The sequence below is a fragment of the Amycolatopsis ponsaeliensis genome (genome assembly GCF_030182635.1).
GTDB classification, from domain to species: Bacteria; Actinomycetota; Actinomycetes; order Mycobacteriales; family Pseudonocardiaceae; genus Amycolatopsis; species Amycolatopsis ponsaeliensis.
In genome coordinates, this window is record NZ_JAPZLD010000014.1 from 21,990 (window position 1) to 48,055 (window position 26,066).

A 26,066-nucleotide genomic window follows, 5' to 3' on the forward strand; every position below is an offset into this window, starting at 1 on the left:
CGAGCGCCGTTCCGTGAGCCACACCGGTCGATCCTCGTCGTCTGCGGTGCGAAGGCGACCGAGCCTGCGTATTTCGAGGGGCTCAAGCGGTCGAGGCGGAACCCGGCCGTGACGATCAAGATCAAGTCGAAGCCGGCGGATCCCGCGACCGTCGTGAAGTACGCCGCCGATCTCGGAAGCCGCGCCAGGGCGGAGTACGACGAAATCTGGTGTGTCGTCGACGTCGACGAGTTCGACCTCGACAAGGCGGTCGCGGCGGCTCGGCAGCTGGACGTGTGCCTGGCCGTCTCGAACCCGTGCTTCGAGTACTGGTTGCTGCTGCATTTCGAGGCTTGCGCGGCGCCGCTGACCTGCTACGGAGACGTTGAGAAACGGCTGCTGCGGCACGCCCCCGGCTATCGCAAGTCGGCCCTGCGCTTCGACGACTACGCGCACGGCGTCGACGTGGCTGTCGAACGGGCTCGCCATCCGGACGCCGGACATGGTCGCAACCCGTCCAGTCAGGTCGGGCTCCTGGTCGAGAAGATCGGCTGAGTACGTAGTGCAACCCGCAGCCGGGCTCGTTCCGTCCTGAGCACATGGACCTGCAGCGCATCGCAGCCGGACTGTTCGCCTTCGCCGTCGTCGCGGTGGGCGCCGGGAGTTCGGTCGCCTCCGGGCAGCCCGTCCCGGCCCGGCCGGCGGCGCCGTCGACCGTCAGCACCGCTCCGCAGGGTGATGTCACCCTGCACCTCGGCCAGGAAGCCGCGGTCCAGGGGAAGGACCTGGTGGTCCGCTACCTGCGCGTCGTCTCCGACTCGCGGTGCCGGCCGAACATGACCTGCATCTGGCAGGGCGAGGCGACGCTCGCGTTCCTGCTGAGCGAGCCCGGCCGCGGCGAGAGCACGACGGCCGAGCTGCACAGCGGCCCGCGGACCGGCCCCCAGGCGACCTCGTTCGCCGCCAGCCGCGTCGAGCTGGTGTCGGTGAGCGAGGACGGCCTGGCGGCGACAGTGCGCGTCAGCTGAGCGGCGTGCCCCAGTGATCGAGGTAGGCGACCTCGGCCAGCGGCACTCGCTCGGCCGGCTTGAAGTCCGGCGTCGTCGTGTACGCCACCGGCAGCAGACCCGCCTGCGTGTAGCCGTCCGGGACGCCGAGGATCTCCGCCGCTTCCGCCTCGCGGGAGAGGTGGTACGTCGTGAGCGTCGAGCCGAGCCCGCGCGAGCGCAGCGCCAGCTGGAAGTTCCAGACCGCCGGGAAGATTCCGCCGTAGAACGCCGCGTCCACGGCGTTGTCCCCGGTCGGGCGGCCCTTGAGGACCGGGATCACGAACACGGGTACTCGCTCGATGACGTCGACCAGGTGCCGCCCGGACGTCAGCGCCCGCGACTCGCCCTCCGTGGCCCGCTGGGCCAGGTAGGCCGCGCCGACCTCGCGGAAGAGCACGCCGAGCCGGTCCTTCACGTCTTGGTCGCGCACGACCAGCCAGCGCCACGCCTGGGCGTTGCCGGGGGTCGGCGCCTGCAGCGCCAGGTTCAGGCAGTCCGCGAGGACCTCGGGCTCGACCGGCCGGTCGAGGTCGAGCTTCCGGCGCACTGCACGGGTCGTGCTGAGCAGGTGATCGATCTCCATGACCCCATCCTGGCCCGGGCACGCGCCCGGGCCAGGGGCCGGGCTCAGCTGCCGAACTGGCGCACGGCCTGGTAGTACGTCCAGGCGGCGGCCTTGCAGGCCACGTTGGAGCCGCAGACGCCCTTGAGGTCCGAGTAGAGGTTGTCGTCGATCTTCAGGCGGTTCGCCTCGGTGAACCGGCCCTGCTTCTTGTAGTTGCGGTAGCCGAAGTCGTGCCGGTGGCAGCCGGGCAGGAACTTCCAGCCGAACGGGTTGTCCGGCGCCCACGAACAGCCGTCCGAGGACCAGTCGAGCTGGCCGTTGTACGGCGCCTGGCCACGGATCGTCTCGAAGTTCGAGAGGGAGGTGCTGAAGAGGTACTGGTCGGTGACGGTCGGGATGTCGACCGCCGCCGCCGTGCCGGCGCCCAGGAGGGCACCTCCGCCGACGGTCGCGGCCACCGCGATGGTGGCCCCCAGGTTCCGCAATGTGCCCATTGTTGTGGTGTTTCCTCGCTGATCAGGGGATGGATGTGCGTGATCAGCATCGGGCCTCGGGTGGCGCGCGTCACCGCCCGAAAGAATGTTGTCGGGAAACTTTCAGATTTCGGGCGTAGTAGGGGTGGTAGTAACGCCGCGGGTCAGAGCTGGAGCAGCATCCGCGAGTTGCCGAGCGTGTTCGGCTTGACGTACGGCAGGTCGAGGAACTCGGCCACACCGGTGTCGTGCGAGCGCCGCATCTCCTCGTAGACCTCGTGCGACACCGGCGTTCCTTGGATCTCGACGAAGCCGTGCCCGGTGAAGAAGCTCGTCTCGAACGTCAGCACGAACAGTCGCCTGAGACCCAGCTCACGCGCCTCGTCGACCAGCCGGGCCACGAGCACCCGCCCGACCCCCTGGCCGCGGACGGCCTTGTCGACCACCACGGTCCGCAGCTCGGCGATGTCCTCCCAGAGCACGTGCAGCGCGGCCGCCCCGACGACCTCGCCGTCCACCTCGGCGACCCAGAACTCCTGGACCGCTTCGTACAGCGTGACCAGGTCCTTCTCCAGCAGGACGCGGCCGGCGTCGGAGTCGACCAGGGCCTTGATCTTGCGGACGTCGGCGATCCGCGCGCGGCGGACGGCGGGGGAGGCGGACGGCACGATCGTCAACATTGCCACATCGCCCGGCGCGGGCGCCGACCCAACTGCTTTCGGGGGTCCGGGTGGCGAAGCCCCCGGCCCGGGGCGAAGCCCCGGTTGTCACGACCGGGCTACGCCGTCGTCGGCCTGCCCGGGACCGGCGGCTACCCTCAACGTCGTGCCTTCTCCTGCCACTGACCCCGCCGCCACCCGACGCGTCTCCCTGCTGACCCTGGGCTGCGCCCGCAACGAGGTCGACTCGGAGGAGCTGGCGGGCCGGCTGGCGGCCGGCGGCTGGGAGCTGGCGGCCGATCCGGAGGACTCCGACGTCGTGGTGGTCAACACCTGCGGCTTCGTCGAGTCGGCCAAGAAGGACTCCGTCGACACGCTGCTGGCGGCGTCGGACACCGGCAAGAAGGTCGTCGCGGTCGGCTGCATGGCCGAGCGCTACGGCCACGAGCTCGCCGACAGCCTCCCCGAGGCCGACGCGGTGCTGGGCTTCGACCACTACGCCGAGCTCTCCGACCGGCTCGACGACGTCGTCGCGGGCCGCAAGGTCGCCTCGCACACGCCGGGCGACCGCCGCAAGCTGCTGCCGATCAGCCCGGTCCAGCGGCCCGCCGCGGCCGAGAGCGTCGAGGTCCCGGGCCACGCGCAGCACGGCTGGGGCCCGCGGGTGCTGCGCACGCGCCTCGACGACTCGCCGGTGGCCGCGCTGAAGATCGCCTCCGGCTGCGACCGGCGCTGCTCGTTCTGCGCGATCCCGTCGTTCCGCGGCTCCTTCGTGTCCCGCCAGCCGGACGAGATCGTCGCCGAGGCCATGTGGCTGGCCGAGCACGGCGTCAAGGAGCTGTTCCTGGTCAGCGAGAACTCGACGTCCTACGGCAAGGACTTCGGCCGCGACGGCGCCACCGCGCTGGAGCGGCTGCTGCCGCGGCTGGCGGAGATCGACGGCATCGAGCGCGTCCGCGTCTCCTACCTGCAGCCGGCCGAGACGCGCCCGCAACTGGTCAAGGCCATCGCGACCACGCCGGGCGTCGCCGAGTACTTCGACCTGTCGTTCCAGCACTCGAGCGAGCAGGTGCTGCGCCGGATGCGCCGGTTCGGCTCCACGGACTCGTTCCTGGCGCTGACCGAGCAGATCCGCGAGTACGCCCCCGAGGCCGGCATCCGCACCAACGTCATCGTCGGCTTCCCCGGCGAGACCGAGCACGACCTGAGCGAGCTGGAACGCTTCCTGACCGGCGCGCGCCTCGACGCCGTCGGCGTCTTCGGCTACTCCGACGAGGACGGCACCGAGGCCGAGACCTTCGACGGCAAGCTCGATGCCGACGAGGTGGCCAAGCGCGTCACCCGGATCTCCTCGCTGGTCGAGGAGCTGACCGCGCAGCGCGCCGAGGACCGGATCGGCACCTTCGTCGACGTGCTCGTCGAGCTGGACGACGACGGCGAGCTCACCGGGCGCGCCGCCCACCAGGCCCCCGAGGTCGACGGCGAGTGCGTCATCCTCGACGCGCCCGAGAAGACGGAGGTCGGTGACTTCCTGCGCTGCGAGGTCGTCGACTCGGCGGGCGTCGACCTGATCGTCCGCGCGTCACCGGACGCCGACCGGTGAGTGCGCTCCCGAGCGACGCCGCCGACGAGGGCACGGCCCACGAAGGCCCCGCCCAGGTCCCGGTGGCGACCCCGGTCCCGACGCTCAACGTCGCCAACCTGCTGACGCTCTCGCGCCTGGTGCTGGTGCCGCTGTTCATCGCCGCGCTGTTCACCGGCGACGGTGCCGACACCACCTGGCGCGCGATCGCGACCGGGCTGTTCGCGGTCGCCTCGGCCACCGACCAGCTGGACGGCTGGGTGGCCCGCAAGTACGGCCTGATCACCGACTTCGGCAAGATCGCCGACCCGATCGCGGACAAGGCGCTGACCGGCGCCGCGCTGGTGGGCTTGAGCATCCTCGGCGAGCTGGGCTGGTGGGTCACGATCGTCATCGCCGTCCGCGAAATCGGCGTCACGCTGCTGCGGTTCTGGGTGATCCGGCACGGCGTGATCCCGGCCAGCCGGGGCGGGAAGGCCAAGACGATGGCGCAGATCGCCGCTATCACGGCCTACCTGCTGCCGCTGCCGGCCGGCGCGGACCCGGTCCGCTGGGCGCTGATGGGCCTGGCCCTGGTGCTGACCGTGGTGACCGGCGTGGACTACCTGGTCCGGGCCGTCCGGCTGCGCGCGGCCGGGCGCCGCGTCACCGGGAGCTGACGGGTGGCCGAGGAGCCCGGGAACCGGACGAGTCCGCCGCGGCTCGTGGTGGGGCCGGGCGGCGAGCAGGCCGCGGCCCTGATCGCCGCGCTCGTCGCCCGCGGTGAGACCGTCGCGGCGGCCGAGTCGCTGACCGCCGGGCTCGTCTGCGCCACCCTGGCCCAGGTGCCCGGGGCGAGCGCCGCGCTGCGCGGGGGACTGGTCGTCTACGCCACCGAGCTGAAGACCGCGCTGGCCGGGGTCGACGCCGGCCTGCTCGCCGAGCACGGCGCCGTCCACCCGGAGGTCGCCGCCCAGCTGGCCACGGGCGCCCGCGAGCGGTGCGGCGCCACCTGGGGCCTCGGGCTCACCGGCGTGGCCGGGCCGGCCGCGCAGGACGGCGTCGCGCCGGGCACCGTGTACGTCGGGCTCGCCGGGCCGGGAACACGCACCCCGCGTCTTTCGGGGGCTCGGGTGGCGGAGCCCCCGACGCGAGGCGAAGCCTCGGTTGACACAGGTCTTTCGGGGGAGCGGGTGGCGGAGCCCCCGCCCCGAGGCGAAGGCTCGTTTGTCACGGTCCGTACCCTGGCCCTCAGCGGCGACCGGGACTTGATCAGGACCCAATCGGTCCGGGCGGCGTTTTCCCTGCTCGGGGAACATCTGGCCTGAATCGGGCGTTCGCCCTTGGCGTACGGGCACACCAACTCCTGCGCCCAGGGCGCCGCTCTGGGTAACGTAGGGGGTACTTGTACGGAAGGGAGGCGCGTGATGACCGTGCTGTTGCGTGAGGCGATCGGTGATCGGCTCCGTCATGCCCGCACCAACCAGCGTCGTACGCTGCGCGACATCTCCCGCGCCGCCAGGGTCAGCCTCGGCTACCTCTCCGAGGTGGAACGCGGCCAGAAGGAGGCGTCGAGCGAGCTGCTCGCGTCCATCTGCCAGGCCCTGGACCTTCCGCTCGGCGAGCTGCTGCACAAGGTGGCGGCGGACGTTTCGGCCCTCGACAACGTCGAGGTCGCACCGGTCGACGAGCGGATCGGGGACGGCGCGCCCCGGGAGAAGGTGCCCGAGCGCGGCGCCAAGGCCACCGCGGCCGGCATCGAAGGCGGCCGCCTGATGTCGGAGCTGATCGGGAACGACCTCGCCGACCTGCGGGTTTCCCCGGCACCGCGGATGAACACGACCCTGCGCACGACGATCGGGCAGCCGAAGCTGGCTTCGACGATCGCCGCGTAGGTTCGGCGCACACGACCGACGGCCCCGGGCAACCCGCCCGGGGCCGTTCGCGTCGCCGGGGCCGGGTGAAGTGTGCTCGCGGAGAGTGCTCGCCCTCGCTGTGTCGCTTGGGGCCGAGCCCCCGGAGCCCTGCCGGGCAACCCCTCGGACCCCCCGAGGTGCAATTTCGTCCGGTTTGTGCAGCTTCGCGGCCGGGTTTCGGCCCCGATTTCGGTTGCCGGGGCCGGGCAACCCGCCCGGGGCCCGGGGCGTTACCTCCAGGGGTGATCAGGGGCGAACCCTGAAATCCCCCGGGGTCGCCTGGAACGGACGTGGCCGACCTGACACGATGGAACCCAACGCCGGGGTCGGTGCGTTGCATGTGCAGGGGAGCGACGCCCCACCCCGAGTACCTAGGCCCGTGGGACGCAAGAAGGCAGGCGGAGGAGATGGCCAACCCGTTCGTGAAGTTCTGGAAGTACATGATGGCGGCGTTCTCGTCGAAGATCGACGAACACGCCGACCCGAAGGTACAGATCCAGCAGGCCATCGAGGAGGCGCAGCGCAACCACCAGGCGCTGACGCAGCAGGCCGCCTCCGTGATCGGCAACCAGCGGCAGCTGGAGATGAAGCTCAACCGGCAGCTCGGCGACGTCGAGAAGCTGCAGGCCTCGACCCGGCAGGCCCTGGTCCTCGCGGACGAGGCCCGGTCCAAGGGTGACGAGCAGAAGGCCGTCGAGTTCGAGAACGCCGCGGAGAGCTTCGCGACGCAGCTCGTCACGGCCGAGCAGAACATCGAGGACCTGAAGACGCTGCACGACCAGTCGCTGCAGGCCGCGGCCCAGGCCAAGAAGGCCGTGGAGCGCAACTCGCAGATGCTGCAGCAGAAGCTGGCCGAGCGCACCAAGCTGCTCTCGCAGCTGGAGCAGGCGAAGATGCAGGAGCAGGTCTCCGCTTCGCTCAACCAGATGAGCCAGCTGGCGGCGCCGGGCAACACGCCGTCGCTGGAAGAGGTCCGCGACAAGATCGAGAAGCGCTACACCACGGCGCTGGGCTCGGCGGAACTGGCGCAGAACTCGGTCCAGGGGCGCATGATGGAGGTCCAGGCCTCCACCACGCAGCTGGCCGGCCAGTCGCGGCTGCAGCAGATCCGCGCGTCGATGCACGGTGACTCGGTCGCCCAGGTGACCGACGGCGGCAAGGCGGCCCAGCCGGCCGCCAGCTCGGGCGACATCCAGCGCGAGATCCAGGCGCGCGTGCAGGCCGAGCAGGGCAAGAACCCGGCCTGACGCGGTCGGCGAGTTCGAAGGGGGCGAGCATGGGGCAGCAGGGCAGACGACGCGACTTCGGCGAGTTCAGCGCGAAGCTGGAGAAGCACATCGAGAAGCTGCCCGACTACGCCGTGCGCGCCCAGGAAAAGCTCCAGAAGGTGCAGAAGTACTTCCCGCCGGCCGACCAGGCCGGCGGGAAGCCCGCACCGCAGCGCCCCCGGCCGAACCCGCTGCAGCGGCCGCCGGTCCGGCGGTCCGACATGTCGGCGACGTTCTCGACCGTGGCGAACCAGGTCCCGGCGTTCGCCGAGGCCCGGGCCAAGTGGGACCGCTGGAACCACCCGGCCGCGAAGCACGAGCGTCGCAAGCGCCGGACGTCGCGCGCGATGACGCTGTGGATCCTGCTGACGATCCTGTGCGGCGTCCTCGCCGTCTCGGCCGGGCTCGGCTGGATGAGCGCGACCGGCGCGCCGATGATGCCGCAGGCGATCATGGCGTTCGCCGGCGCCGTCGTCTTCGGGACGTTCGGCGTGCGAAGCGGACTCAAACTGCGTGAACTGAAGCGCACCCAGCTCCCCACCGCACCGGCCGGCCCGCCGCCGCTGCCGCCCGCGGGATCGGCCGCGCGCCAGCCGATGGAACGGCTGGCGGAGTGCGAGGCTTCCCTGGGTGAGCTGCTGCGCCAGCTTTCCGTGCCGTCCTCGGTCGGCACGACACCGGTGTCCGAAGTGTCCGTCGCGGACGCCGGGCAGACCGCGACCGAAGCCGCGGCGGCCCTGCGCGGCCTGGCGGGCCGCGTCCAGGCGATCGAACGCGGCCGCAACTCCGCCCCGGCCCGCGAGCAGGCGGCCCTGGACGCGGCGGTCGGCAAGCTCCGCGAACAGCTCGACGACGGCCTCGAGGGCTACCGCGGCCTGGTCGCCGCGGCCGGCCACACGGTCGCCGCGTCGAGCGACGGCCTCGTGACGTCCAAGCAAGCCCTCACCGACGCCACCGACCGCCTGGCCGGCCTGGCCATGGCCCTGCGCGAACTCTCCTGACCCGCCACCGGCGTGATCGAAGGGTCGACACGCGTGATTGAAGGGTCGACACGGCGAACCAGGCTTGGCTGCGGTGTGTCGACCCCCGGATCACGCGTGTCGACCGTCCAATCACGCGTGTCGACCCCCTGATCACGCGAATTCGGTCGGGATTGGGCCGCCTGAGGTTTCAAACTCGGCCGTTCGGGTGCCGCATCCGGGGGAACCGGGCCTTCGTCACCCGGCGTGCGTGATCGTGCGTTTCACCCCGGCGTCGCGCCCTGTTCACCTCTTGGTCCCGAAACCCGCGCGTAATCGGAAACAGCTGGCTACGGAAACGTCGACCACCTAACGTTTCTGTCATGCATGCAGAGGTGTCACTAGCCGGGAGGCCCGCCGTGCTTTGAGGATCGCCGGCGCCGACCGTACACAGTGGACTTTCTCGATCGCCGAGGGAAGGACGCCCCGTGAACACGCTCCCGCCGGACCCGGATCCCACGCCGCCGACCCCGCCCACCGCCTCGCAGCGCGTCATCGCGGCCTTCGAGCGCATCACCGAAGCGAACCGTCCCGAGCTCTGGTCCACCCTCCGTGCCGTCGAGGACGTCCTCGTCGACGCCAAGGCCGTCGAAGAACGCGTCCAGGCGGGGGAGGACCTGCCGCTGGCGGGCACCGTCTTCACGGTGCCGGAGCTGATCGACGTCGCCGGGCAGCCGTCCGGCCGCTCGGTCCCCGAAACCAGCGCCACGGTCGTCTCGCGGCTCACCGCGGCCGGCGCCGTCGTGCTCGGCAAAACCGGGGCCGCCACCGTGGCCTCGGCCTGGGACCGGACGAAGACCGGTGGCCGCGGCGCGGCTGTCGTCGTCGCGCTGGGCATCGTCGACCTGGCACTGAGCACTGCGGGCGCGGTCCCGGCGGCCCTGAACGCCGTCGTCGCGCTGAAACCGACCCGCGGCCTGCTGCCCATGACCGGCGTCCGCGCCTCCGAAGCCGTCTCCGTCTACACGAACGGCCTGGTCGCCGGCCGGCGCGCGCTCGCCCTGATGACCGGGCCGGACGGCATCTCCCCGACCCGCACCTGGCCCGCCGACGTCCGCCTCGGCGCCGGCGAGCACCCCCGCGTCGCGTACGCGCGCGACCTGCCCCTGGGCCCCGCCGCGGCCATCGCCTTCGAGGACACCGTGAAGCGGCTGACGGCGGCGGGCGTCGTCCTCGAACCGGTCGTCCTCTCGGGAGGGGTGCCGGACGGCTTCGACGCGCTCCTCGTGCCCACCGTGCCGGACCACCCGGAGCTCGCCGACGCCCTGGCCGACCCGGCCGCCGTCGACCACCGCCTGGCCGGCTGCACGGCCTTCGCGAACCTGCTCGACCTGGCGGCGGTCACCGTCCCGGTGCGGCCGGGCGACAAGCGCCCGTTCGGCGTCACGTTCCTGACGCGGGCCTTCGAGGACCAGATCGGCCTGGACCTCGCGACGGTCTGCACGGACGAGCCCATGACGCCCTACCCGGAACCGGGCGAGGACGTCGTCGTGTTCGGTGCGCACCTGCGTGGCCAGCCGCTCAACACCCGGCTCACCGAGCTCGGCGCCCGGTTCACCCGGCCGGTCCGGACCACCGAGAGCTACCGGATGGTGCTGCTGGACACCGAGCCGCCGCAGCCGGGCGTGCTGGACCACGCCGAGGGCAGCAGTCTCGACGGCGAAAGCTGGCGGCTGTCCCCGGCCGCGTTCGAGCGGTTCGTCACCACGCTGGAGGAACCGTTCGTGCTGGACCGCGTCGAGCTCGACGACGGCTCCCGGCCCCTGGCGGTCCGGTGCGCCGCGACGGCCGGCGGGACCGGTCTGGACCGCTACGAATCCTGGCGCGGGTACGTCCGGTTCACCTCGACGGCCGGGCTGCGAGACCCCGGCTGACCCGGCGCACCAGACCGGGCCCGTGCAGCGCGAACCCGCTGTAGAGCTGCACGAGTGACGCGCCCGCGTCCACCAGCCGGACGGCGTCGCCGGGGCCCATGATCCCGCCGACGCCGATGATCGGCAGGCTCCCGCCGGTGTGGTCGTGCACGAACCGCACGACCTCCGCCGCGCGGGTGGTCAGCGGCCGGCCGGACAGTCCTCCCGCCTGTCCGGCCAGGCTGCTCTCCGCGGGCACGATGCCGTCGCGGGCGAGCGTCGTGTTGGTGGCGATGATCCCGGCGACGCCGTGCTCGAGCGTGACCTCCAGGAGCTCGCCCAGGGCGTCGTCGGTCAGGTCCGGCGCGACCTTCACCAGGATCGGCGTCGGCGTGCTCGCGCCGGCGAGCTCCGCGGCCGTCGCGCGCAGTTCGCCGAGCAGCTCGCCGAGCGCGGCGCGGTCCTGGAGCTGCCGCAGCCCCGGTGTGTTCGGCGAGCTGACGTTGACGGCGAAGTAGTCGGCGTACGGGTAGAGCGCACGCAGGGAGAAGCGGTAGTCCTCGACGGCGTCTTCGAGGGGCGTGACCTTCGACTTGCCGATGCTGATCCCGAGCGGCACGCCGGGTTTCCCGTCGCGCGCCAGCTTGGCTGCGAGCGCTTCGGCGCCGTCGTTGTTGAAGCCCATGCGGTTGATCACCGCGTCGCTGGCGGGGAGGCTGAACAGCCGCGGCTTCGGGTTGCCCGGCTGGGCCAGCCGCGTCACCGTGCCGACCTCGACGAAGCCGAAGCCCAGCGCGGCCCACGCGGGCAGCGCGCGGCCGTTCTTGTCCATCCCGGCGGCGAGGCCGACGCGGTTGGGGAACCGCAGGCCCAGCACGGTCACCGGGTCGTCGACGCGCAGCGCCCCGCCGACCGCGGGCGCCACCTTGCCGAGCCGGGCCAGGACGCCGATCGTGCGCTCGTGCACCAGCTCGGGGTCGTGGTAGGAGAGCCGGTACAGCGCCGGGCGGACGATCTTGTCGAAGAACACGCCCCCATGCTGCCAAACCACGCGAACCGCGCGACCGGAGCGTCACCCCGGGGTGAACACGGCCACTTATTCGGTGGCTTCGCGTTCCTTCCACTCGTCTTCGAGCATCCCGTAGACCAGCTCGTCGGTCCACTCGCCCTTGACGATCTCGTTCTCCCTGAGGTGCGCTTCCTCGCGCATCCCGAGCCGCTCCATCAGCGCGGCGGACGCGGTGTTGCGGCCGTCGCAGCGGCCGATGATGCGGTGCAGCCCCAGGTCTTCGAAGCCCAGCCGCAGCAGTTCCGTGGTCGCCTCCGCGGCCAGGCCCTTGCCGTGGTGGTCCGGGTGGAAGACGAACCCGATCTCGCCCTGCCGGTGCTCGCTGCTGAGCCACTCCAGGTTCAGGTCGCCGATCAGCTGCCCGGTCGTGGCCAGTTCGACCGCCACGGCCAGGAACTGCCCTTCCTTGGTCAACGTCGAGCTGTGCACGCGTTTCGCGAGCGCCGCGGCCGATTCGGCGCGGCTGCGCGGGCCCCAGTAGAGGTAGCGGGCGACGTCGGCACGGGACTGGAAGGAGTTCAGCGCGTCGAGGTCGTCGGGCGTGAACGGGCGCAGGAGCAGCCGAGCCGTCGTGATCGGGTAGTCGGGCCTGAGCATGCTTCCAGGCTAGCGACCTTCAGCCGTCCGGGGGACAGATCAGGCCAATGTGTTTCGTTCGCCCCGTGCTCGGATCGCCGGGCGGTCGTCCGGCGTCGGCGGACGGCGTGACCTGCACAAATGAGCGCATTAAGGAACCCCCGGGGTGTCTCTCAAGCGCCGTCAAACGCTTGAGCCCGAGCCGGACTGGTGCTCGGAAACCCCGGGGGCACGGTGACTGCCTGGTATTCGCTATCAGGCATCACGTGGAGCAGGCGATGAGCCGAAGGTGGCTCAGCTGTAACGCTGCTCAAAGTCCTCCACGTGCCATCCGCTAGCGGACAGCCACCTCACAAGTCCTGTTGGAATACAACTTAGGACCACCTCCTCTCTTGTGTACTGCCACGCTAGGCGAAGTTCCCGGGGTCCGGCAATGTCATTTCTTCGATCTCACTCCGCAGACGGGCTTTGCGCTCCTCGCCGAGGAACGACGCGTCGACGGCGTTCTCGGCCAGCCGCGCCAGTTCGGCCCTGGTCAGCCCGAGGGTTTCGGCGACGGCGACGTACTCGCCCGTCAGCGTCGCGCCGAACATCGGCGGGTCGTCGGTGTTGAGCGTGACGACGACGCCGTGGTCGAGCATCCGCCGCACGGGGTGGGCGGCGACGCTCGGGACCTGGCCGGTGCGCACGTTCGACGTCGGGCACACTTCGAGCGGGATCCGGTGGGCCGCAAGGTGTTCCAGCAGGGCCGGGTCGGCGGCGCAGCTGGTGCCGTGACCGACGCGCTCGGCGCCGAGGTCGTGCAGTGCGGACCAGATGGTGGCCGGCCCGGTGGTTTCGCCGGCGTGCGGGACGCTGTGCAGCCCGGCTTCCCTGGCGCGGGTGAAGAACGGTTCGAACTGCGCTCGCCCGACGCCGAGTTCGGGGCCGCCGAGGCCGAAGGACACCAGGCCCTCCGGGCGTTCGCGCAGCGCGAACACGAGCGTCTCCTGCCCGGCCTTGGTGCCCTTTTCGCCGGGAATGTCGAAACACCAGGCCAGTTCGACGCCCAGTTCGGCGGCGCGGGCCCGGCCGGAGGCGAGCCCGGACAGCAGGTCGTCGCCGGGAACGCCGTCGAGCAGGTGGTTGTAGGGCGTCACGGTGACTTCGGCGTAGCGGCAGTTCTGCGCGGCGAGATCCGCGGCCAGGCCCGCCACGAGCGTGTGGATGTCGTGGCGGTCGCGCACGAGGGAGGTGACCGCGAGGTAGACGGTGAGGAAGTGGGCGAAGTCGCGGAAGGTGAAGAACTCCGCGAGTTCGCGCTCGTCGGTGGGGACACCGGCGGCCGGTCGCCGCCGGGCCAGCTCCAGGACGGTCGGCAGGCTCGCCGAGCCGACGAGGTGGACGTGCAGTTCGACCTTGGGCAGGGCGTGCGCGAAGGCGCGCAGCGCCTGCCCGGTCGGGATTCCGGGCATGACTGAGCTCCCTGGGAAGTGGTGGGGTGACGGAAGGAGCGCGGGCGGCTCAGGGAGCGAGGTCGCCGCGTTCGGTGTCGGTCCCGTAGAGCGGGAGCTTGAACGACGTCACGGGCCCAGCTTAGCCCGCGGGAGCCGGGCCGTGCTGGTCCTTCGGGCAGAACCACGTCGGCCGCCGCTGGACGTCGTGGCCCTGCGTGCGGACCAGGACCTGGCCGCCGCAGCGGAAGCAGCCCTGGCGGGTGCGCTCGTAGACCCAGTTCTTGCGGTTGCGGTCGAGGTGGCCGGTGGTGCTCTGGTCGAAGCGCCCGGCGGCGGCGTTGGCCAGGATCAGCTTGCGGGCCAAGGCGACCGTCGCGCCGGCGTCCACTTCGGACACCGGCGTCCACGGGGTCACGCCGAGCAGGAAGGCGATCTCGCACTTGTAAAGGTTCCCGACGCCCGCCATGACGCGCTGGTCGAGCAGGGCGAGTCCCAGCTCGCGCCCGGGATCGGCGGCCAGTGCGGCCATCGCGCGGGCCGCGCACTCGTCCGTCCACTGTGGATCCAGCAGGTCCGGGCCGAGGTGGGCGACGAGGTCGTGTTCCTTCGGCGTGGCCACGAGCTTGAGGTCGTGGACCCGGAAGCCGATCACCTGGACGTCGGCGGCGGTGAGGACCACGCGGGCGTGGTGGCCGGGCCGACGCCACTTCGCGCCGGCCGGGTAGACGTCCCACATGCCGTCCATCATCAGGTGCGAATGCAGGGTGAGGTCGCCGGAGAAGCGGGTGAACAGGTGCTTGCCGACCGTCCCGACGCCGAGCACCTCGCGGCCGGCGAGGTCCACGGTGGCCAGCTGCGGCACCCGGAACTGGCCGCGCAGCAACGTCTTTCCCGCGATCGCCCGGTCGAAGCGCTTTCCGACGAGGTAGACGGTGTCACCTTCGGGCACGGTTCACCCCGCGGATTCGGTCACCTCGGCCGGGGCCGCGGGCGTCTCCGGCGCCGGGCCCTCGGGCCAGTCCGGGCCTTCGGGCTCTTCGCCGGCGATGCGGTGGCGGCCCGCCCGGTTGGACCGCAGGATCTTCGCGAGCACCATGTTGAACGTCAGCGCGATCTCCTGCGCGCCGGGCGAGTGCCACTCGTGGATCGGGCTGCACGCGCCCTGGGCCTGCTGGACCGCCAGCCGGTCGGTGATCGCCGTCGGCATCACCAGCGAGCCGAAGTTGTCGCGCAGCTCGGCGATCCGGAACTGGTGCTCGTAGGAGCGCACGCGCAGCTTGTTCACCAGGACGCCGATCGCGCGCAGGTCCGGGTTGAGCTCCTTGCGGATCTTCTCGATCGCTTCCAGGGCCCGGTTCGCGCCGGCGACGGCGTAGATCGTCGGCTCGGTGACGATCAGCGCGCTGTCCGCGCCGACCAGTGCCGACTTCGTCAGCCGGCCCAGCGACGGCGGGCAGTCCAGGACCACCAGTTCGTACGGCGTCTCGCGCAGCGGCGTGCGGTGCAGCTCGTCCAGGGCGCGGGAGAAGTTCGCCAGGCGCTCGCTGTCGGCGTCGGGGTCGTTGAGCAGTTCCAGCTCTTCGGTGCCGACGAGGACGTCGACGTCCTCGCCCCAGACGCTCGGCGCGATGGCGCGTTCCAGCATCTCGCGCGTCGGGTTCTCGAGCACGTCGGCGAGGGTCGCGTCGGTGCACGGCGGGTCGAGCGAGGTCGTGGCGTTGCCCTGCGGGTCGAGGTCCACCACCAGCGTCCGCGTGCCCCTACGCAGGGCGGCGGACGCGATACCGAGAGCGACCGTCGTCTTGCCGACGCCTCCCTTGAGGCTGAGTACGGCGACCGTGTGCACGAAGACCAGCGTACGGGTGCGCGCGAGAGGTGCCGCCGGGCAAGGGGCGTTCACTCGAAGGGAGGAGCCGGGGAGGCGGGCCGGGGTGGGCACTACCCTGTCCGGCATGAAGACGGAGACCGTCGCCGCCCGGGGTTCGGGCGCCGTCCGCCGGGTGCTCGAGGCCGAGCTGAAGGCCGCCCGCGCCCGGGGCGCCGAGCACCCCCGCGTCGTCGACGTGGGTGGCGGCAGCGGCGGCTGGGCGGTGCCGTTCGCGGCGGCCGGCTGCCGGGTCACGGTCGTCGAGCCGAGCCCGAACGCCCTGGCCACCTTGCAGCGCCGGGCCGAGGAAGAGGGCGTCTCCGAGCTGATCACGGTCGTCGCGGACGACTCGGACGCGCTGGGCCGCCACGTCGAGGCCGGCTCGGCCGACCTGGTGCTGGCGCACGGCCTGCTGGAGATCGTCGACGACCCGGCCGCGGTGCTCACCGCGCTGGCCACGGCGGTCGCGCCGGGCGGAGCGGTGTCGGTGCTGGTCGCGAACCGGCACGCGGCGGTGCTGCACCGTGCGTTGTCGGGCCGGGTGGCCGAGGCCCAGCGGCTGCTCGAGAGCGCGGACGGGGTCGTCCCGGGTGACACGGTGCTGCGGCGGTACTCCGCCGCCGGTCTGCGTGCCGACCTGGAGGCCGCCGGCCTCGAAGTGGCGTCGCTGCAGGGCGACCGGGTGATCTCGGACCTGGTCGGCGGCGACGTCCGCGACGACGAGCTGGCGGAGTTCGAGCGGGTGGCGGCGGCCTCGCCGGCGCTGCGCGACATCGCCGGCCGGCTGCACGCCGTCGCGCGGCTCGCCTGACCTCTTTCCGGCGGGTTTCGGCCCTGGTCTCCGGTGGTGGCGAAAACTGTCGGTGCCGGCCGGTAGCGTCCTGGGTGTGGGGCGAAATGCTGAGCTACCAGGCGGGATGGGCCGGTTCCGCGTCCGGCCGGGGGAACCACCGCCGGACGACACCGGGTGCGGGATGCTGCACGTCGACATGGACGCGTTCTTCGTGTCCGTCGAGCTGCGCACCCGGCCCGAGCTGGCCGGCAAGCCGGTCGTCGTGTCCGGCGGCGGGCCGCGAGCGGTCGTCGCGGCGGCGAACTACCCGGCGCGGAAGTTCGGCGTGCGCTCGGCGATGCCGTTCTCGACGGCGAAGCGGCTGTGCCCGCAGCTGATCAACATCCCGCCGACCGGCGGGCTCTACGGCGAGGTGTCCCGCGGGGTGATGGGCATCTTCCGCGAGCTGACGCCGCTGGTCGAGCCGCTGAGCCTGGACGAGGCGTTCCTGGACGTCAGCGGGGCGTTGCGGCGCCTGGGTGCGACGCCGGCTTCGCTGGGCGCGGAGATCCGCTCGCGGGTCGAGGCCGAGCACGGGATCACGTGCTCGGTCGGGGTGGCGAAGGTCAAGTTCGTCGCGAAGCTGGCGTCGGGGATGGCGAAGCCGGACGGCATGGTCGTGGTGCCGGCGGCGGAGACCCTGGCGTTCCTGCACCCGCTGCCGGTGTCGGCGCTGTGGGGAGTCGGCGCGCGCACGGAGGAACACCTGCGGCGGCTGGGGCTGGGCACGATCGCGGACGTCGCGGCGTTCCCGCCGGAGCGGCTGAAGAAGTCGATGGGGGTGGCGGTGGGCGAGCACCTGTACCGGCTCGCCCACGGCGTGGACGAGCGATCGGTAGTCGTCGACTCGCCGGAGAAGTCGATCGGCGCGGAGCACACGTTCGACGTCGACCGGCATTCTCGCGCCGAGCTGGGCCTGGAGCTGCTGCGGCTGGCGTCGCGGGTGGGGGCGACGTTGCGGGAGCGGGGGGTGCGCGGCCGGACGGTCTCGATCAAGGTGCGGTTCGCGGACTTCCGGACGATCACCCGGGCTCGCACGCTGGTCTCGGCGACGGACGTGGCGCGGGAGATCCACGCGGTGGCGGTGGCGTTGCTCACGGAGCACGCGCCGACGGGAGCGGTCCGGTTGATCGGGGTGCGCGTGGAGGGGCTGGACACGGGGGAGGCGGGGGAGCAGCTGGTGTTCGAGTCCCCGGCCCCGCGGTGGAGGGATGCCGAGGTGGCGGCGGATGTGGCGCGGTCGAAGTTCGGGTCGGCAGCGGTGCGGCCGGCGTCGTTGCTGGGGCCGAGGGAGCGCTGAGGGGGCGCGGCGCACTTTCGGGTTTGCGTGGCTGTACTTACGCCGACCTTCGTGAGGTGTGTTGCGTGTGAGCTGAGCGCGGTCACGGGATTTCGCCTGCGGTGGCGACAGCCTGGCCGGCTGTCCGCTTGGTCCGATCTTGCTCACTCGGAACCGGCCGCTCGGCCGACCTCGCCGCCGGGCCCGCTCGTGCCGCCGCCGGCTGCCGCCCAGCCCCGCGCACTCCGCGTGATCTTCGGCTCGGTCACCTTCCCCCACATTGCCGCTCAGGCCGTGAATTGGTCACTTTGGGTGGCGGTGACCGTCCGCAACCCCGCTCCGGCGGGATTTAGCCCAATTCGATCCCTTCTGGATGCGGGATCGGGTAGTCGTCCGGGCGCGGGCCTCGTATCCTGGACAGTGCCACCCCGCCTGGGGTTGGCTGTTGGGTCCAGAACGTTGCGCGGCCCGGCGCCCGCGACAGCTGTGCCGGAGGAGGAAAGATGCCACTCTCCGAGCATGAGCAGCGGCTGCTCGATCAGATCGAGCGCGAGCTCTATGCCGAGGACCCCAAGTTCGCATCCACGGTGCGTGGCACCCGGTTGCGTCGCCCCGCTCGCCGACGGCGTATCCAGGGCATCGCCCTGTTCGTAGTGGGCGTGGCCCTGCTGGTGCTGGGCGTGGTGGTGCCGCAGTTCCGGGTGGCCGACATCCCGCTGATCAGCGTGCTCGGGTTCCTCGTGATGTTCTTCGGAGTCATGTTGGCCGTCACATCGATCCGGCACGGCGCCGAATCGGACGGCAAGGGCGGTGGATCGGGAAGTCGCGGGGCCAAGCAGTCGGGCCGCCGGAGTTCCTTCACCCAGCGCATGGAAGAGCGCTTCCGCCAGCGCTTCGAGGAGCAGTAGCGCCGCAAGACCACGAGATCCGCGCCCGCCACCCCCGGCAGGCGCGGATCTTCTTGTGTGCTCAGCCTGACGCGCCGGCCCTGGTGACACTCGGTGGCACCCGATCGGGTTCAGAGAGCCGACACGACCGCGGACCGCCGTGTCGGCCCTTCCCGCACAACCTCAGTCGCGGTTGCGGAACAGAGACCTCGGGAACAACCGGCCCTTCCAGGACAGCGGGGCGTTCCGGTGCAGGCTCCGCCGCAGGTGGTCGAACGCCGACGGGAGCGTCGGGTCGGCCACGCCGTTCTCGCCGTACCACGACTTCTCCACCACGCCGATCACCGTGCGCAGGCCCTCGCGGCCCTCGTCGTCCAGGTGGTGCTTCGCCGCCAGCTTCTGACCCGCCACGCGGACCGTGTCGCTCGGCGGGATCGGCAGCCCACGGTCGGCGCACTCGGCCCGCAGCTCGGACCACGCCGCGTCCGCCGCCCCGGGCCGCTGCCCGACGATCTCCTGCAGGCGGCGGCGCCGTCCGACGTCGCGGGCCGCCGACGGGCCCAGCAGCCCGGCCAGCACCAGCACCACGATCAGGCTGAACCACCAGGCCACCAGCCACGTCAGCACGCCGAGCACGGCGACCCACAACGCCGCCGCGATCAGCGGCAGCCAGTTCTTGAGCAGCGCACCGAGCCCGGTCGCCGCGGGTTCGCGATCCGGCCGTCTGCGGTGGCCGCCGGCGACCACCAGGATCGTCGCCACCAGGGAAAGCACGACCAGCGCCAGGACGAGCCCCCACAGCCAGGGCGGCGTGCCCTCGTCGGTGGTCTGCGGACCCTGCGCCTGCGTGTTCTGCTCGGTGTCGCGGGGCGTGCCGGTCGGCGCGGCGCTCGACTGGACCGTGCTCGGCGCCACCTGGGTGTCGTCGGGCTGGTTGCCGTCCTGTGAGCCGGCCTGCAGGTACGACGGGGTGATGCCGCGGCCGTCGGACAGCGGCGTCGGGTCGAACGTCACCCAGCCCTTGTCGCCGAAGTACGCCTCGACCCACGCGTGCGCGTCCTGCGTGTTGATCGAGAGGTAGTCGTTGACCTGCACGCCGGGGGTGAACCCGATGGCCACCCGCGACGGGATGCCCGCCACCCGCAGCATCACGGCCATCGCCGACGCGAACTGCTCGCAGAAGCCGCGCTTGCCGTTGAGGATGAAGTCCGCGAGCGCGTCGGCGTCGTTCGCCGGCGCGGTCTTCGTGTCGTAGACGAACCCGTTCTGCGCCGTGAAGTACCGCCAGATCGCCGACGCGCGGTCGAAGTCGTTCGACTCGTTGGCGATCAGCTGCTGCGTCTTCGCGCGGACGCGGTCGTCGACGCGGTCGATCTGGGTGTAGCGCGGCGGCAGGTCGTCGACCCGCGGGGTCACGCGCAGCTCCTGGGCCGTGGGCTCCTTCAGCGACGCGTATTCGACGTAGGACGGCGGCACCTCGCTGCGCGTGGTGAAGACCGTGCCGCTGACCTGGTCGTAGAGGTAGCCGTTGGAGGCGCCGTCGATCACCCGCGGCGCGCCGTACACCGGCAGCCAGTTGTCACGCCAGCTCGACGGTTCGACGTCGATCCGGCGCGCGGCACCGCTGCCGTCGTCACCGGGCGCGGGCGGCAGCTGCGGCCCGACCGGGACGCCCTGCTGCGACCGGCCTTCGTCGTGCAGGCCCCAGCCCTTGTTGGGGTAGTAGGTGTCCAGCGTCATCGCGCGCAGCAGCCGCTTGTCGGTGCCGAGGCCGCGGACCTTGAACAGCTCGCGGTTGGCTCCCTGGTCGAGCATGCCGCGCAGCTCGGTGAACGGCTGGATGCCGAACCCGCCGGAACCGGCGCCGGGGCCGTCGCCGCCGTTGCCGAACGGGATCCGCCCGACCGTGCCGACCCAGGTGATCGCGCCGCCGAACAGGCCGAGCACGATCGCCGCGCAGACCACCGCGACCGGCGCGGACAGCACGCCCGGCTTGCCGCTGCTCCCGGGTGCTTCCCGGGTCCGCCAGCGCCGGTGCCGGTGGTTGCCGTCGACCGCCAGCAGGCCGGCGAACGCGGCCCCGCCGAGCAGGAACGTCCACCACGGCAGCATTTCCTCGCTCAGCGCGGCGGGCACGGCGTAGACGCAGAGCAGCACGAGCCCGGTCGCGGCGGGGGCCGCGGCGGCCACCGTCAAGGTGTCGACGAGGACGGCGACCAGGCCGACCAGGATCGTCACCAGGCACAGGATCGGCTGGCTTCCCTCGACCGGCGGCAGCCCGACGCGGATCTGCTCGGCGGCGGCCGAGAGCGTGCTCCCGATCTCGCCGAACGCCTCCGGGCCGGGGATGACTTGCAGGATCCCGTGCGTGGTGAACGCGCCGGTGATCAGGAACAGCAGCACCAGCAGCTGGCCGAGGCCGACCAGCACGGTCGGCACCTGCAGCGAGCGCAGCGCGAGGCCGGTGGCGGCGATCAGCAGCACGGCGACGAAGAGGTACCCGAACCAGGCCAGCCCCGAGACGACGCTGGTCACCGAGGTCGCGGCGCAGAGGGTCGCGATCCCGGCGGCGGACGGCGCGAGCAGGCTCCCGCGCCAGGCGGAGAGGGGGTGCTGGGAGGCGGGGCGCCGCGGCGGGGTCGCGGACGGACGTGGCGGGGCGGCGGTGCTCATCGGGTACCGCCGATCGGTGCTGGGGTGACGGAAGCGTTCGTTGCGAGCCGGGGTGCGTGGTGGCGGTGGGTGCTCTTGCTCGTCCGCCTGCTGCCGACCGGGGCCGGGGTGGCGGAGGGGTTCGTCGCGCGCCGGGGTGCGCGGTGGTCGGCCGGAGTGGTGGTCGTGCTCATCCGCCTGCCGCAGACCTGGGCCGGGGTGCCAGTGCTCATCGGGTACCGCCGATCAGCGTGCCGCGGCGGGCGCCTGCCTGGCAGAGCTCGGCCCACACCTGGGGCATCGGCGACCCGGGACCCGCGATCACCACGCCCCAGCCGGACGCGCGCAGCAGCGCCGCCGAGTCCTCGGTGGCGGCGGCCCGCTGCTCGGGGGCGGTCACCCCGGCCGACCACGTCGGCGTGTCCAGCAGGACCGCCAGGCTGCGGATGCCGCGCGGGCGGAACTGGGCCAGCTCGTGCACGGCCTCGGTGCTGACCGTGCCGAGCACGGCGATCAGCTCCTGGCCGTCGGCCGGGTCGCCGGCCAGCGTGATGTCGCGCTGGTGGGCGGGCTGCAGTGCCGCGAGGGCGTCGAGCACGACGTGGTCGTAGTGGTCGCCGCCGTCGCCGGGGGTGTCGGCGAGCGTCGCGCCGTGCTCGCTGACCAGCCGGACCCGGTGCCCGGACCGGCGCAGGTGCAGCGCGGCCGACGCGGCGAAGGACACTGCCCACTCCAGGCTGGCGGCCGGGCCGCTGCCGTGGTGGGCGGCAGCGCGGTGGTCGAGCAGCACCGTGGTGCCGCCGCGCCACGGCCGTTCCTCGACGCGCACCATGATCTCGTCGCGGCGGGCGGTCGAGCGCCAGTGGACCTTCCGCAGGTCGTCGCCCTGCCGGTACTGGCGGACGATCACGTCGGCCTCGCCCTGCCCGGCGTGCAGCCGGACCGTGCCGTCGTCGCCGACGCCGATGCCCGCGCCGCTCGGCAGGCCCCACAGCGGGACCACCCGGGGCACGACGACCAGCCGCGAATGCCCGATCAGCTCGCGCTCGAACTCGCACAGCCCGAACGGGTCGGTGATGGTCGCGCGCAGCGGCCCGACCTGCTGGATCCCGCGCAGCACCGGCTGCAGCGGATACCGCAGCGCGACCCGCCGGTCGTGGGGGAGGCGTTCGACGACGAACCGCGGCCGCGAGCCCAGCGCGTACGGCACGCCGTCCTCGAGGAGGATCTCGCCGGCCGGCAGCCGCCCGCTGCGCCACAGCTCCAGCTGGACTTCGCCGGCACCGCCCACCGCGACCCGCTGGGGGCGCAGCGCGCGGGTGGCGCCGATGCGCAGCCGGGTCGCCGAGATGAACACGGCGACCAGCAGCGGCAGCGCCACCACGAAGACGGCGACCCGCAGCAGGTCGCGTTCGTTGAGCACGAACGAGCACACCGCGGCCGCCAGCCCCGCGGCCAGCAGGCAGCGGCCGCGGGTGGTCAGGCCGGACAGGGCACGCAGCACGTCGTTGTCTCCCCTTCGCCGGGTGCGTTACTGGGGCCGGGAGCCCTGCGGCACCGGCACCCGGTGCAGCACCGCCCGCACGACGTCGGTCGCCGACCGGCGCGCCGCGTGGGCCTCGGTGGTCAGCACCAGGCGGTGCGCCAGCACCGGCACCGCGACCGTGTGCAGGTCGTCGGGCACGACGTAGTCGCGGCCCGACAGCGCCGCCTGCGCCCGCGCCGCGCGGACGAGGTGCAGCGTCGCGCGCGGGGAGGCGCCGAGCCGGATCTCCGGGACCTGGCGGGTGGCCGAGACGACGTCGACGGCGTAGCGGCGGACCTCCGGTGCCATGTGCACGCCGCGGACCGTCTCGATCAGGCGGTGCACGGTCTCGCCGTCGGACACCGGCTGCAGGTCGTCCATCGGGTTGTGCCCGGCGTGCTCGTCGACCATGGCCAGCTCGGCCTGCTGGTCGGGGTAGCCGATGGACACCCGCGCGGTGAAGCGGTCGCGCTGGGCTTCGGGCAGCGCGTAGGTGCCTTCCATCTCGATCGGGTTCTGGGTGGCGATCACCATGAACGGCTCGTCGAGGTGGTAGGTCGAGGTGTCGACGGTGACCTGGTGCTCTTCCATGCACTCCAGCAGCGCCGACTGCGTCTTCGGCGAGGCGCGGTTGATCTCGTCGCCCACCACGATGTTCGCGAACACCGGGCCGGGCCGGAACTCGAACTCGCCGCTCTGCCGGTTGTAGATGGAGACGCCGGTGACATCGCTCGGCAGCAGGTCCGGAGTGAACTGGATGCGGCTGACCGTGCAGTCGATGGACCGGGCCAGCGCCTTGGCCAGCGACGTCTTCCCGACGCCGGGCACGTCCTCGACCAGGAGGTGGCCTTCGGCGAGCAGCGTGACCAGCGCGATCCGGATGACGTCGGGCTTGCCGACCAGCACCCGCTCGACGTTCGCGGCGATCCGCCGCGCGGTCTCGTGCAGTTCGTCCAGCGACACTCTCGCGGGCCGGCCGGGAGCCCGGCCGTTGCCCGTGGACTCCGCCGGGTAAGGCGGGCGTCCGGATGCCTGCTCGCCCGATCCGGGCGCCGCAGACTGGATTCTCGACGTCACTCGACCTCCTGGTGGCGCATGGCCGCGCGCACTGTGCGCACCGCCGGGCCCGAACGGCCCCCATCGCTGCTGTCCGCGCGCAGCGACCAGCCTTCCACCCAGTGTGTCAAACCCGGGCGAACCTGGGGGCGGAACCCCGCGAAGCCCGGGCGAGCACGCCCGGCACGTCGGTTGATGACACTGCGCAAGCAGGGACGATACCCCGAACGGGTGGCTTGTCACCCGATTCTGGGCGCTCCCGCTGACACCCCGCTCTGTCGTATGCTGCGATTCGAGGTCGCCCGGCTACTGAGAGGCGTAACCGCTTATGAGCGACGTGCGAACGCAGCCGCCGTACGACGTCCGCGGGTTCGCGGTCGCGCCCGAGCTGGCCACGGACGCCTACGCGAAGCTCGGTGCCCTGCAGGACGTCGTCGGCGAGATGGTCCGCGAGGCCAAGGTGCTCGGCCGGTCGGTGCCGCTCGGCGGCGGGTACGCCGGGGAGATCGGCAAGTTCATGGCCGAGTACGGCATCGGCGGGCGGGGCTCGGCCGTGCAGCAGCTGACGGCGTTCGGCAAGGAGCTCGAGACGCTCAAGCACCGGATCGGCCAGGCGCTGGCGAAGTACCAGCACGCCGACGAGCAGGCGGCGGACGGGGTGGACTGCACGGGTGGCTGACCTGATGCGCACGAAGTACCTGTGGGCGCCGGCCCTCCTCTTGGTACTCGCCGGGTGCGGGCAGCAGCCCGCCCGGCCTGCCACCGTCGGCCACGCCTCCACCCAAGCCACCGCCACGGCCGGGCCGCCGCCCGTCGTCGCTTGGACCGGCCTCGCCGCGATCGACCCGTGCTCGCTGCTCGACCCGCAGGACCGGTCGGCCGCCGGGGTGGGCGTCCTCGGCAAGCCCAAGGAGATCGCCGGCGCCCGCGCGTGCGATTGGACCGTGCCCGGCACCTTCGGCGTCACCGTGACCCTCAGCGAGACCGACGGCCTGGCCGACCTCGAAGTCGCGAAGAAGACGGCGACCAAGACCAAGGTCGGCACGCACCCGGCGCTGCAGGTGGCGGACAAGAAGGCCGCCGACGGCACCTGCGCCGTGCTGCTCGGGGTGGGCGACGCGGCCAGCGTCCAGATCGACGTCAGCAACACCGGCTTCTCGGACACCCCGCTCGCGTGCCGCCGCGCGGGCACGGTGGCCGGGCTGGTCGAGCCCAAGCTGCCCTGAACCGAGAGGTGCGCTGTGTCGGAACCCCCTGTGCCCACCGCGAGGTACGAGGCCTACAGCCACGAGGCGATGGCCGCGGAGGTCGAGCGCGACAACGACCCGGTCGCCGCGGGCGAGACGGGCGCGCGCTGGGAAGAGCTGGCGAAACGGCTGCACGAGTCGACGGCCGACCTCGCCGCGCTGGTGGCCTCTTCGGAAGAGAACTGGGGCGGCCGGGCGGGCGACGCGGCGCGGGCGGCAGTGGGCCGGGCCGCGCAGTGGCTGTCGCACTCCGCCGCGGTGTCGGCGTCCGTGGGTGGCGCGGTCGGCGCCCAGGCGGAGGCGGCCGCGCGGGCCCGCGCCGACATGCCGCCGCCGGTGACGTACGACCCGGCGGCGATGATCCGCGACGCGGCGTCGTCCGGGAACGTGCTCGTGCTGGCCGGGCTGGCCGACGAGATGGCGGCCCGCCGCGCCGAGGCGGAAGCCGCGCGGCAGAAGGCGATCGACGTGCTGCGGACCCGCGACGCGGCCCTGCGCGGCCACGTGCCCGCCGACACGTTTGCGGACCCGCCGACGCTGGGGCCGGCTTGATCCGCGTCTCCGCGTCGGCGTTCGACATCCTCTGGACCGACCTCGGCCACGACCGGCCGCCGGAGCCGCTGACCGTGCGCAGCGTCGGCGGGACCGACGAGGAACGCGCCGAGGTGCGGAAGGCGGTGTACGAGAACCTCGCCGAGCGCGGCCTGTACGACGGCGCGCTGGCACCGGCGCTGGCCTCGCGCCTGGACCTCCTGGCGGGTGGCGAGGTCTTCGTGGCGTGCGAAGCGCTGGCGGACATGACGGCGCCGGCGCCGTTCCGCGCGGTGACGGCGACCCGCGGCAGCCGGGGCGTGCTGGCGACCCAGCCGGAGCAGACGATCGGCCTGGACTCGATCAGCTCGAGCGAGCTCTGCACGGCGCTCGTCGACGTCTTGCCGGAGCTGTCGCCGGGGCCCGGCTACGGGGTCAACCTGGCGGCGTCGGCGCTTTCGGACTCGCCTTCCGAGTCGCGGTCGACGTCGGCCCAGCAGCAGGAGGTCCTGGCGATCCAGGCCCGGCCGGTGTACGCGGCGGGACAGTTCAGCGTGAGCCGGCGGACGGCGTCGGGCCGGGTTTCGCGAGTGGGCGGGCTGACGTGGTTCGACACGGACGTCGGCGCGTACTGCGCGACGAAGAGCGCGGGCCGCGGTGGGCAGGAGTGGGTGAACGTGACCCCGGTCGACAGCACCCGGCTCGCCGCCCGCGTCGCGGCACTCCTCACCCCCGAGGACTGACCACCCGGGTTCTGCTTGTCTTGA

26 protein-coding genes and 1 pseudogene are annotated in these 26,066 nt (G+C 72.5%); 16 read left to right on the forward strand and 11 right to left on the reverse strand.

The window, feature by feature from the left end; genetic code table 11:
* Window positions 1–30 precede the first annotated feature (30 nt).
* Both QQ657_RS21465 and QQ657_RS21470 read left to right on the forward strand, forming a co-directional pair.
* Complete coding sequence (locus QQ657_RS21465; RefSeq protein WP_284744177.1) at window positions 31–534, forward strand: RloB family protein; 504 nt, start codon at window positions 31–33, stop codon at window positions 532–534.
* Window positions 535–578: 44 nt separating this feature from the next.
* Window positions 579–1,007 (forward strand): hypothetical protein, encoded by a 429-nt coding sequence (locus QQ657_RS21470; RefSeq protein ID WP_284743984.1) that lies wholly within the window; start codon window positions 579–581, stop codon window positions 1,005–1,007.
* On the opposite strand, the gene QQ657_RS21475 is transcribed toward QQ657_RS21470, so the two are convergent.
* From QQ657_RS21475 to QQ657_RS21485, 3 genes are all read right to left on the reverse strand, one after another.
* Window positions 1,000–1,611: a nitroreductase family protein gene (locus tag QQ657_RS21475; protein WP_284743985.1), complete on the reverse strand. Its 612-nt coding sequence runs from the start codon at window positions 1,609–1,611 to the stop codon at window positions 1,000–1,002. The two genes, QQ657_RS21470 and QQ657_RS21475, sit on opposite strands and share 8 nt — an antisense overlap.
* A gap of 44 nt (window positions 1,612–1,655) precedes the next feature.
* Entirely contained in the window at window positions 1,656–2,087 is a 432-nt protein-coding gene (locus tag QQ657_RS21480; RefSeq protein WP_284743986.1) for a phospholipase, read from the reverse strand.
* Between the two features lie 143 nt (window positions 2,088–2,230).
* On the reverse strand, window positions 2,231–2,746 hold the full coding sequence (locus QQ657_RS21485; RefSeq protein WP_284743987.1) for an amino-acid N-acetyltransferase: 516 nt from the start codon (window positions 2,744–2,746) through the stop codon (window positions 2,231–2,233).
* A 145-nt stretch (window positions 2,747–2,891) separates the two neighbouring features.
* Here QQ657_RS21485 and rimO point away from each other — a divergent pair, with 145 nt between their 5' ends.
* The 7 genes and pseudogenes from rimO (at window position 2,892) to QQ657_RS21520 (ending at window position 10,363) form a co-directional block, all read left to right on the forward strand.
* Window positions 2,892–4,328, forward strand: coding sequence for a 30S ribosomal protein S12 methylthiotransferase RimO (gene rimO, locus QQ657_RS21490; RefSeq protein ID WP_284743988.1), 1,437 nt, complete (start codon window positions 2,892–2,894; stop codon window positions 4,326–4,328).
* The gene (gene pgsA, locus QQ657_RS21495; RefSeq protein WP_284743989.1) at window positions 4,325–4,966 is read left to right on the forward strand and encodes a CDP-diacylglycerol--glycerol-3-phosphate 3-phosphatidyltransferase; all 642 of its coding nucleotides are present in this window, start codon (window positions 4,325–4,327) and stop codon (window positions 4,964–4,966) included. The genes rimO and pgsA overlap by 4 nt, the downstream gene beginning before the upstream one ends.
* A gap of 45 nt (window positions 4,967–5,011) precedes the next feature.
* Window positions 5,012–5,395: pseudogene (locus QQ657_RS21500) on the forward strand (CinA family protein); the annotation flags it as partial.
* Between the two features lie 318 nt (window positions 5,396–5,713).
* Entirely contained in the window at window positions 5,714–6,181 is a 468-nt protein-coding gene (locus QQ657_RS21505; protein WP_284743990.1) for a helix-turn-helix domain-containing protein, read from the forward strand.
* Window positions 6,182–6,609: 428 nt separating this feature from the next.
* Window positions 6,610–7,449, forward strand: a complete 840-nt coding sequence (locus tag QQ657_RS21510) for a PspA/IM30 family protein (protein ID WP_284743991.1) — start codon at window positions 6,610–6,612, stop codon at window positions 7,447–7,449.
* Between the two features lie 29 nt (window positions 7,450–7,478).
* Window positions 7,479–8,471 carry a phage shock envelope stress response protein PspM gene (pspM, locus tag QQ657_RS21515; protein WP_284743992.1) on the forward strand — a complete coding sequence of 331 codons (993 nt, stop codon included), beginning with the start codon at window positions 7,479–7,481 and terminating at the stop codon, window positions 8,469–8,471.
* Between the two features lie 446 nt (window positions 8,472–8,917).
* Complete coding sequence (locus QQ657_RS21520) at window positions 8,918–10,363, forward strand: allophanate hydrolase-related protein (protein WP_284743993.1); 1,446 nt, start codon at window positions 8,918–8,920, stop codon at window positions 10,361–10,363.
* Here QQ657_RS21520 and QQ657_RS21525 read toward each other — a convergent pair.
* From QQ657_RS21525 to QQ657_RS21545, 5 genes are all read right to left on the reverse strand, one after another.
* Window positions 10,329–11,372: a quinone-dependent dihydroorotate dehydrogenase gene (locus tag QQ657_RS21525; protein WP_284743994.1), complete on the reverse strand. Its 1,044-nt coding sequence runs from the start codon at window positions 11,370–11,372 to the stop codon at window positions 10,329–10,331. The genes QQ657_RS21520 and QQ657_RS21525 overlap by 35 nt on opposite strands.
* Before the next feature lie 66 nt (window positions 11,373–11,438).
* The gene (locus tag QQ657_RS21530; RefSeq protein WP_284743995.1) at window positions 11,439–12,008 is read right to left on the reverse strand and encodes a GNAT family N-acetyltransferase; all 570 of its coding nucleotides are present in this window, start codon (window positions 12,006–12,008) and stop codon (window positions 11,439–11,441) included.
* 386 nt (window positions 12,009–12,394) lie between these two features.
* Window positions 12,395–13,441 carry an adenosine deaminase gene (add, locus tag QQ657_RS21535; protein ID WP_284743996.1) on the reverse strand — a complete coding sequence of 349 codons (1,047 nt, stop codon included), beginning with the start codon at window positions 13,439–13,441 and terminating at the stop codon, window positions 12,395–12,397.
* A 121-nt stretch (window positions 13,442–13,562) separates the two neighbouring features.
* Window positions 13,563–14,372 (reverse strand): DNA-formamidopyrimidine glycosylase family protein, encoded by an 810-nt coding sequence (locus tag QQ657_RS21540; RefSeq protein WP_284743997.1) that lies wholly within the window; start codon window positions 14,370–14,372, stop codon window positions 13,563–13,565.
* 3 nt (window positions 14,373–14,375) lie between these two features.
* Complete coding sequence (locus tag QQ657_RS21545; protein ID WP_284743998.1) at window positions 14,376–15,269, reverse strand: ParA family protein; 894 nt, start codon at window positions 15,267–15,269, stop codon at window positions 14,376–14,378.
* A 106-nt stretch (window positions 15,270–15,375) separates the two neighbouring features.
* On the opposite strand from QQ657_RS21545, the gene QQ657_RS21550 reads away from it, so the two are divergent.
* From QQ657_RS21550 to QQ657_RS21560, 3 genes are all read left to right on the forward strand, one after another.
* Window positions 15,376–16,101, forward strand: coding sequence for a methyltransferase domain-containing protein (locus tag QQ657_RS21550; protein WP_284743999.1), 726 nt, complete (start codon window positions 15,376–15,378; stop codon window positions 16,099–16,101).
* 106 nt (window positions 16,102–16,207) lie between these two features.
* Entirely contained in the window at window positions 16,208–17,422 is a 1,215-nt protein-coding gene (dinB, locus tag QQ657_RS21555; protein ID WP_284744178.1) for a DNA polymerase IV, read from the forward strand.
* A 482-nt stretch (window positions 17,423–17,904) separates the two neighbouring features.
* Window positions 17,905–18,309 carry an SCO2097 family morphological protein gene (locus tag QQ657_RS21560; RefSeq protein ID WP_284744000.1) on the forward strand — a complete coding sequence of 135 codons (405 nt, stop codon included), beginning with the start codon at window positions 17,905–17,907 and terminating at the stop codon, window positions 18,307–18,309.
* Between the two features lie 162 nt (window positions 18,310–18,471).
* On the opposite strand, the gene QQ657_RS21565 is transcribed toward QQ657_RS21560, so the two are convergent.
* From QQ657_RS21565 to QQ657_RS21575, 3 genes are all read right to left on the reverse strand, one after another.
* On the reverse strand, window positions 18,472–20,961 hold the full coding sequence (locus QQ657_RS21565) for a transglutaminase TgpA family protein (RefSeq protein WP_284744001.1): 2,490 nt from the start codon (window positions 20,959–20,961) through the stop codon (window positions 18,472–18,474).
* A 208-nt stretch (window positions 20,962–21,169) separates the two neighbouring features.
* Complete coding sequence (locus QQ657_RS21570) at window positions 21,170–22,444, reverse strand: DUF58 domain-containing protein (protein ID WP_284744002.1); 1,275 nt, start codon at window positions 22,442–22,444, stop codon at window positions 21,170–21,172.
* Window positions 22,445–22,471: 27 nt separating this feature from the next.
* Window positions 22,472–23,542, reverse strand: coding sequence for an AAA family ATPase (locus QQ657_RS21575; protein ID WP_284744003.1), 1,071 nt, complete (start codon window positions 23,540–23,542; stop codon window positions 22,472–22,474).
* Window positions 23,543–23,849: 307 nt separating this feature from the next.
* On the opposite strand from QQ657_RS21575, the gene QQ657_RS21580 reads away from it, so the two are divergent.
* Genes QQ657_RS21580 through QQ657_RS21595 form a run of 4 tightly spaced genes read left to right on the forward strand, consistent with a single transcriptional unit; the run spans window position 23,850 to window position 26,042 of the window.
* A complete protein-coding gene (locus QQ657_RS21580; RefSeq protein WP_284744004.1) occupies window positions 23,850–24,200 on the forward strand; it encodes a hypothetical protein in 351 nt (116 codons plus the stop codon).
* A complete protein-coding gene (locus QQ657_RS21585; protein WP_350310693.1) occupies window positions 24,193–24,747 on the forward strand; it encodes a DUF3558 domain-containing protein in 555 nt (184 codons plus the stop codon). The genes QQ657_RS21580 and QQ657_RS21585 overlap by 8 nt, the downstream gene beginning before the upstream one ends.
* A gap of 15 nt (window positions 24,748–24,762) precedes the next feature.
* On the forward strand, window positions 24,763–25,320 hold the full coding sequence (locus tag QQ657_RS21590; protein ID WP_284744005.1) for a PPE domain-containing protein: 558 nt from the start codon (window positions 24,763–24,765) through the stop codon (window positions 25,318–25,320).
* Window positions 25,317–26,042, forward strand: coding sequence for an ESX secretion-associated protein EspG (locus tag QQ657_RS21595; RefSeq protein WP_284744006.1), 726 nt, complete (start codon window positions 25,317–25,319; stop codon window positions 26,040–26,042). Before QQ657_RS21590 ends, QQ657_RS21595 begins: the two co-directional genes overlap by 4 nt.
* The last annotated feature ends 24 nt before the right edge of the window (window positions 26,043–26,066 follow it).

Coding starts and splice junctions, on each gene's coding strand:
- QQ657_RS21470 (WP_284743984.1), top strand. CDS start 579: ATGGACCTGCAGCGCATCGCAGCCGGACTGTTCGCCTTCGCCGTCGTC.
- QQ657_RS21475 (WP_284743985.1), bottom strand. CDS start 1,611: ATGGAGATCGATCACCTGCTCAGCACGACCCGTGCAGTGCGCCGGAAG.
- QQ657_RS21480 (WP_284743986.1), bottom strand. CDS start 2,087: ATGGGCACATTGCGGAACCTGGGGGCCACCATCGCGGTGGCCGCGACC.
- QQ657_RS21485 (WP_284743987.1), bottom strand. CDS start 2,746: ATGTTGACGATCGTGCCGTCCGCCTCCCCCGCCGTCCGCCGCGCGCGG.
- QQ657_RS21505 (WP_284743990.1), top strand. CDS start 5,714: ATGACCGTGCTGTTGCGTGAGGCGATCGGTGATCGGCTCCGTCATGCC.
- QQ657_RS21510 (WP_284743991.1), top strand. CDS start 6,610: ATGGCCAACCCGTTCGTGAAGTTCTGGAAGTACATGATGGCGGCGTTC.
- pspM (WP_284743992.1), top strand. CDS start 7,479: ATGGGGCAGCAGGGCAGACGACGCGACTTCGGCGAGTTCAGCGCGAAG.
- QQ657_RS21530 (WP_284743995.1), bottom strand. CDS start 12,008: ATGCTCAGGCCCGACTACCCGATCACGACGGCTCGGCTGCTCCTGCGC.
- add (WP_284743996.1), bottom strand. CDS start 13,441: ATGCCCGGAATCCCGACCGGGCAGGCGCTGCGCGCCTTCGCGCACGCC.
- QQ657_RS21550 (WP_284743999.1), top strand. CDS start 15,376: ATGAAGACGGAGACCGTCGCCGCCCGGGGTTCGGGCGCCGTCCGCCGG.
- dinB (WP_284744178.1), top strand. CDS start 16,208: ATGGGCCGGTTCCGCGTCCGGCCGGGGGAACCACCGCCGGACGACACC.
- QQ657_RS21560 (WP_284744000.1), top strand. CDS start 17,905: ATGCCACTCTCCGAGCATGAGCAGCGGCTGCTCGATCAGATCGAGCGC.
- QQ657_RS21565 (WP_284744001.1), bottom strand. CDS start 20,961: ATGAGCACCGCCGCCCCGCCACGTCCGTCCGCGACCCCGCCGCGGCGC.
- QQ657_RS21580 (WP_284744004.1), top strand. CDS start 23,850: ATGAGCGACGTGCGAACGCAGCCGCCGTACGACGTCCGCGGGTTCGCG.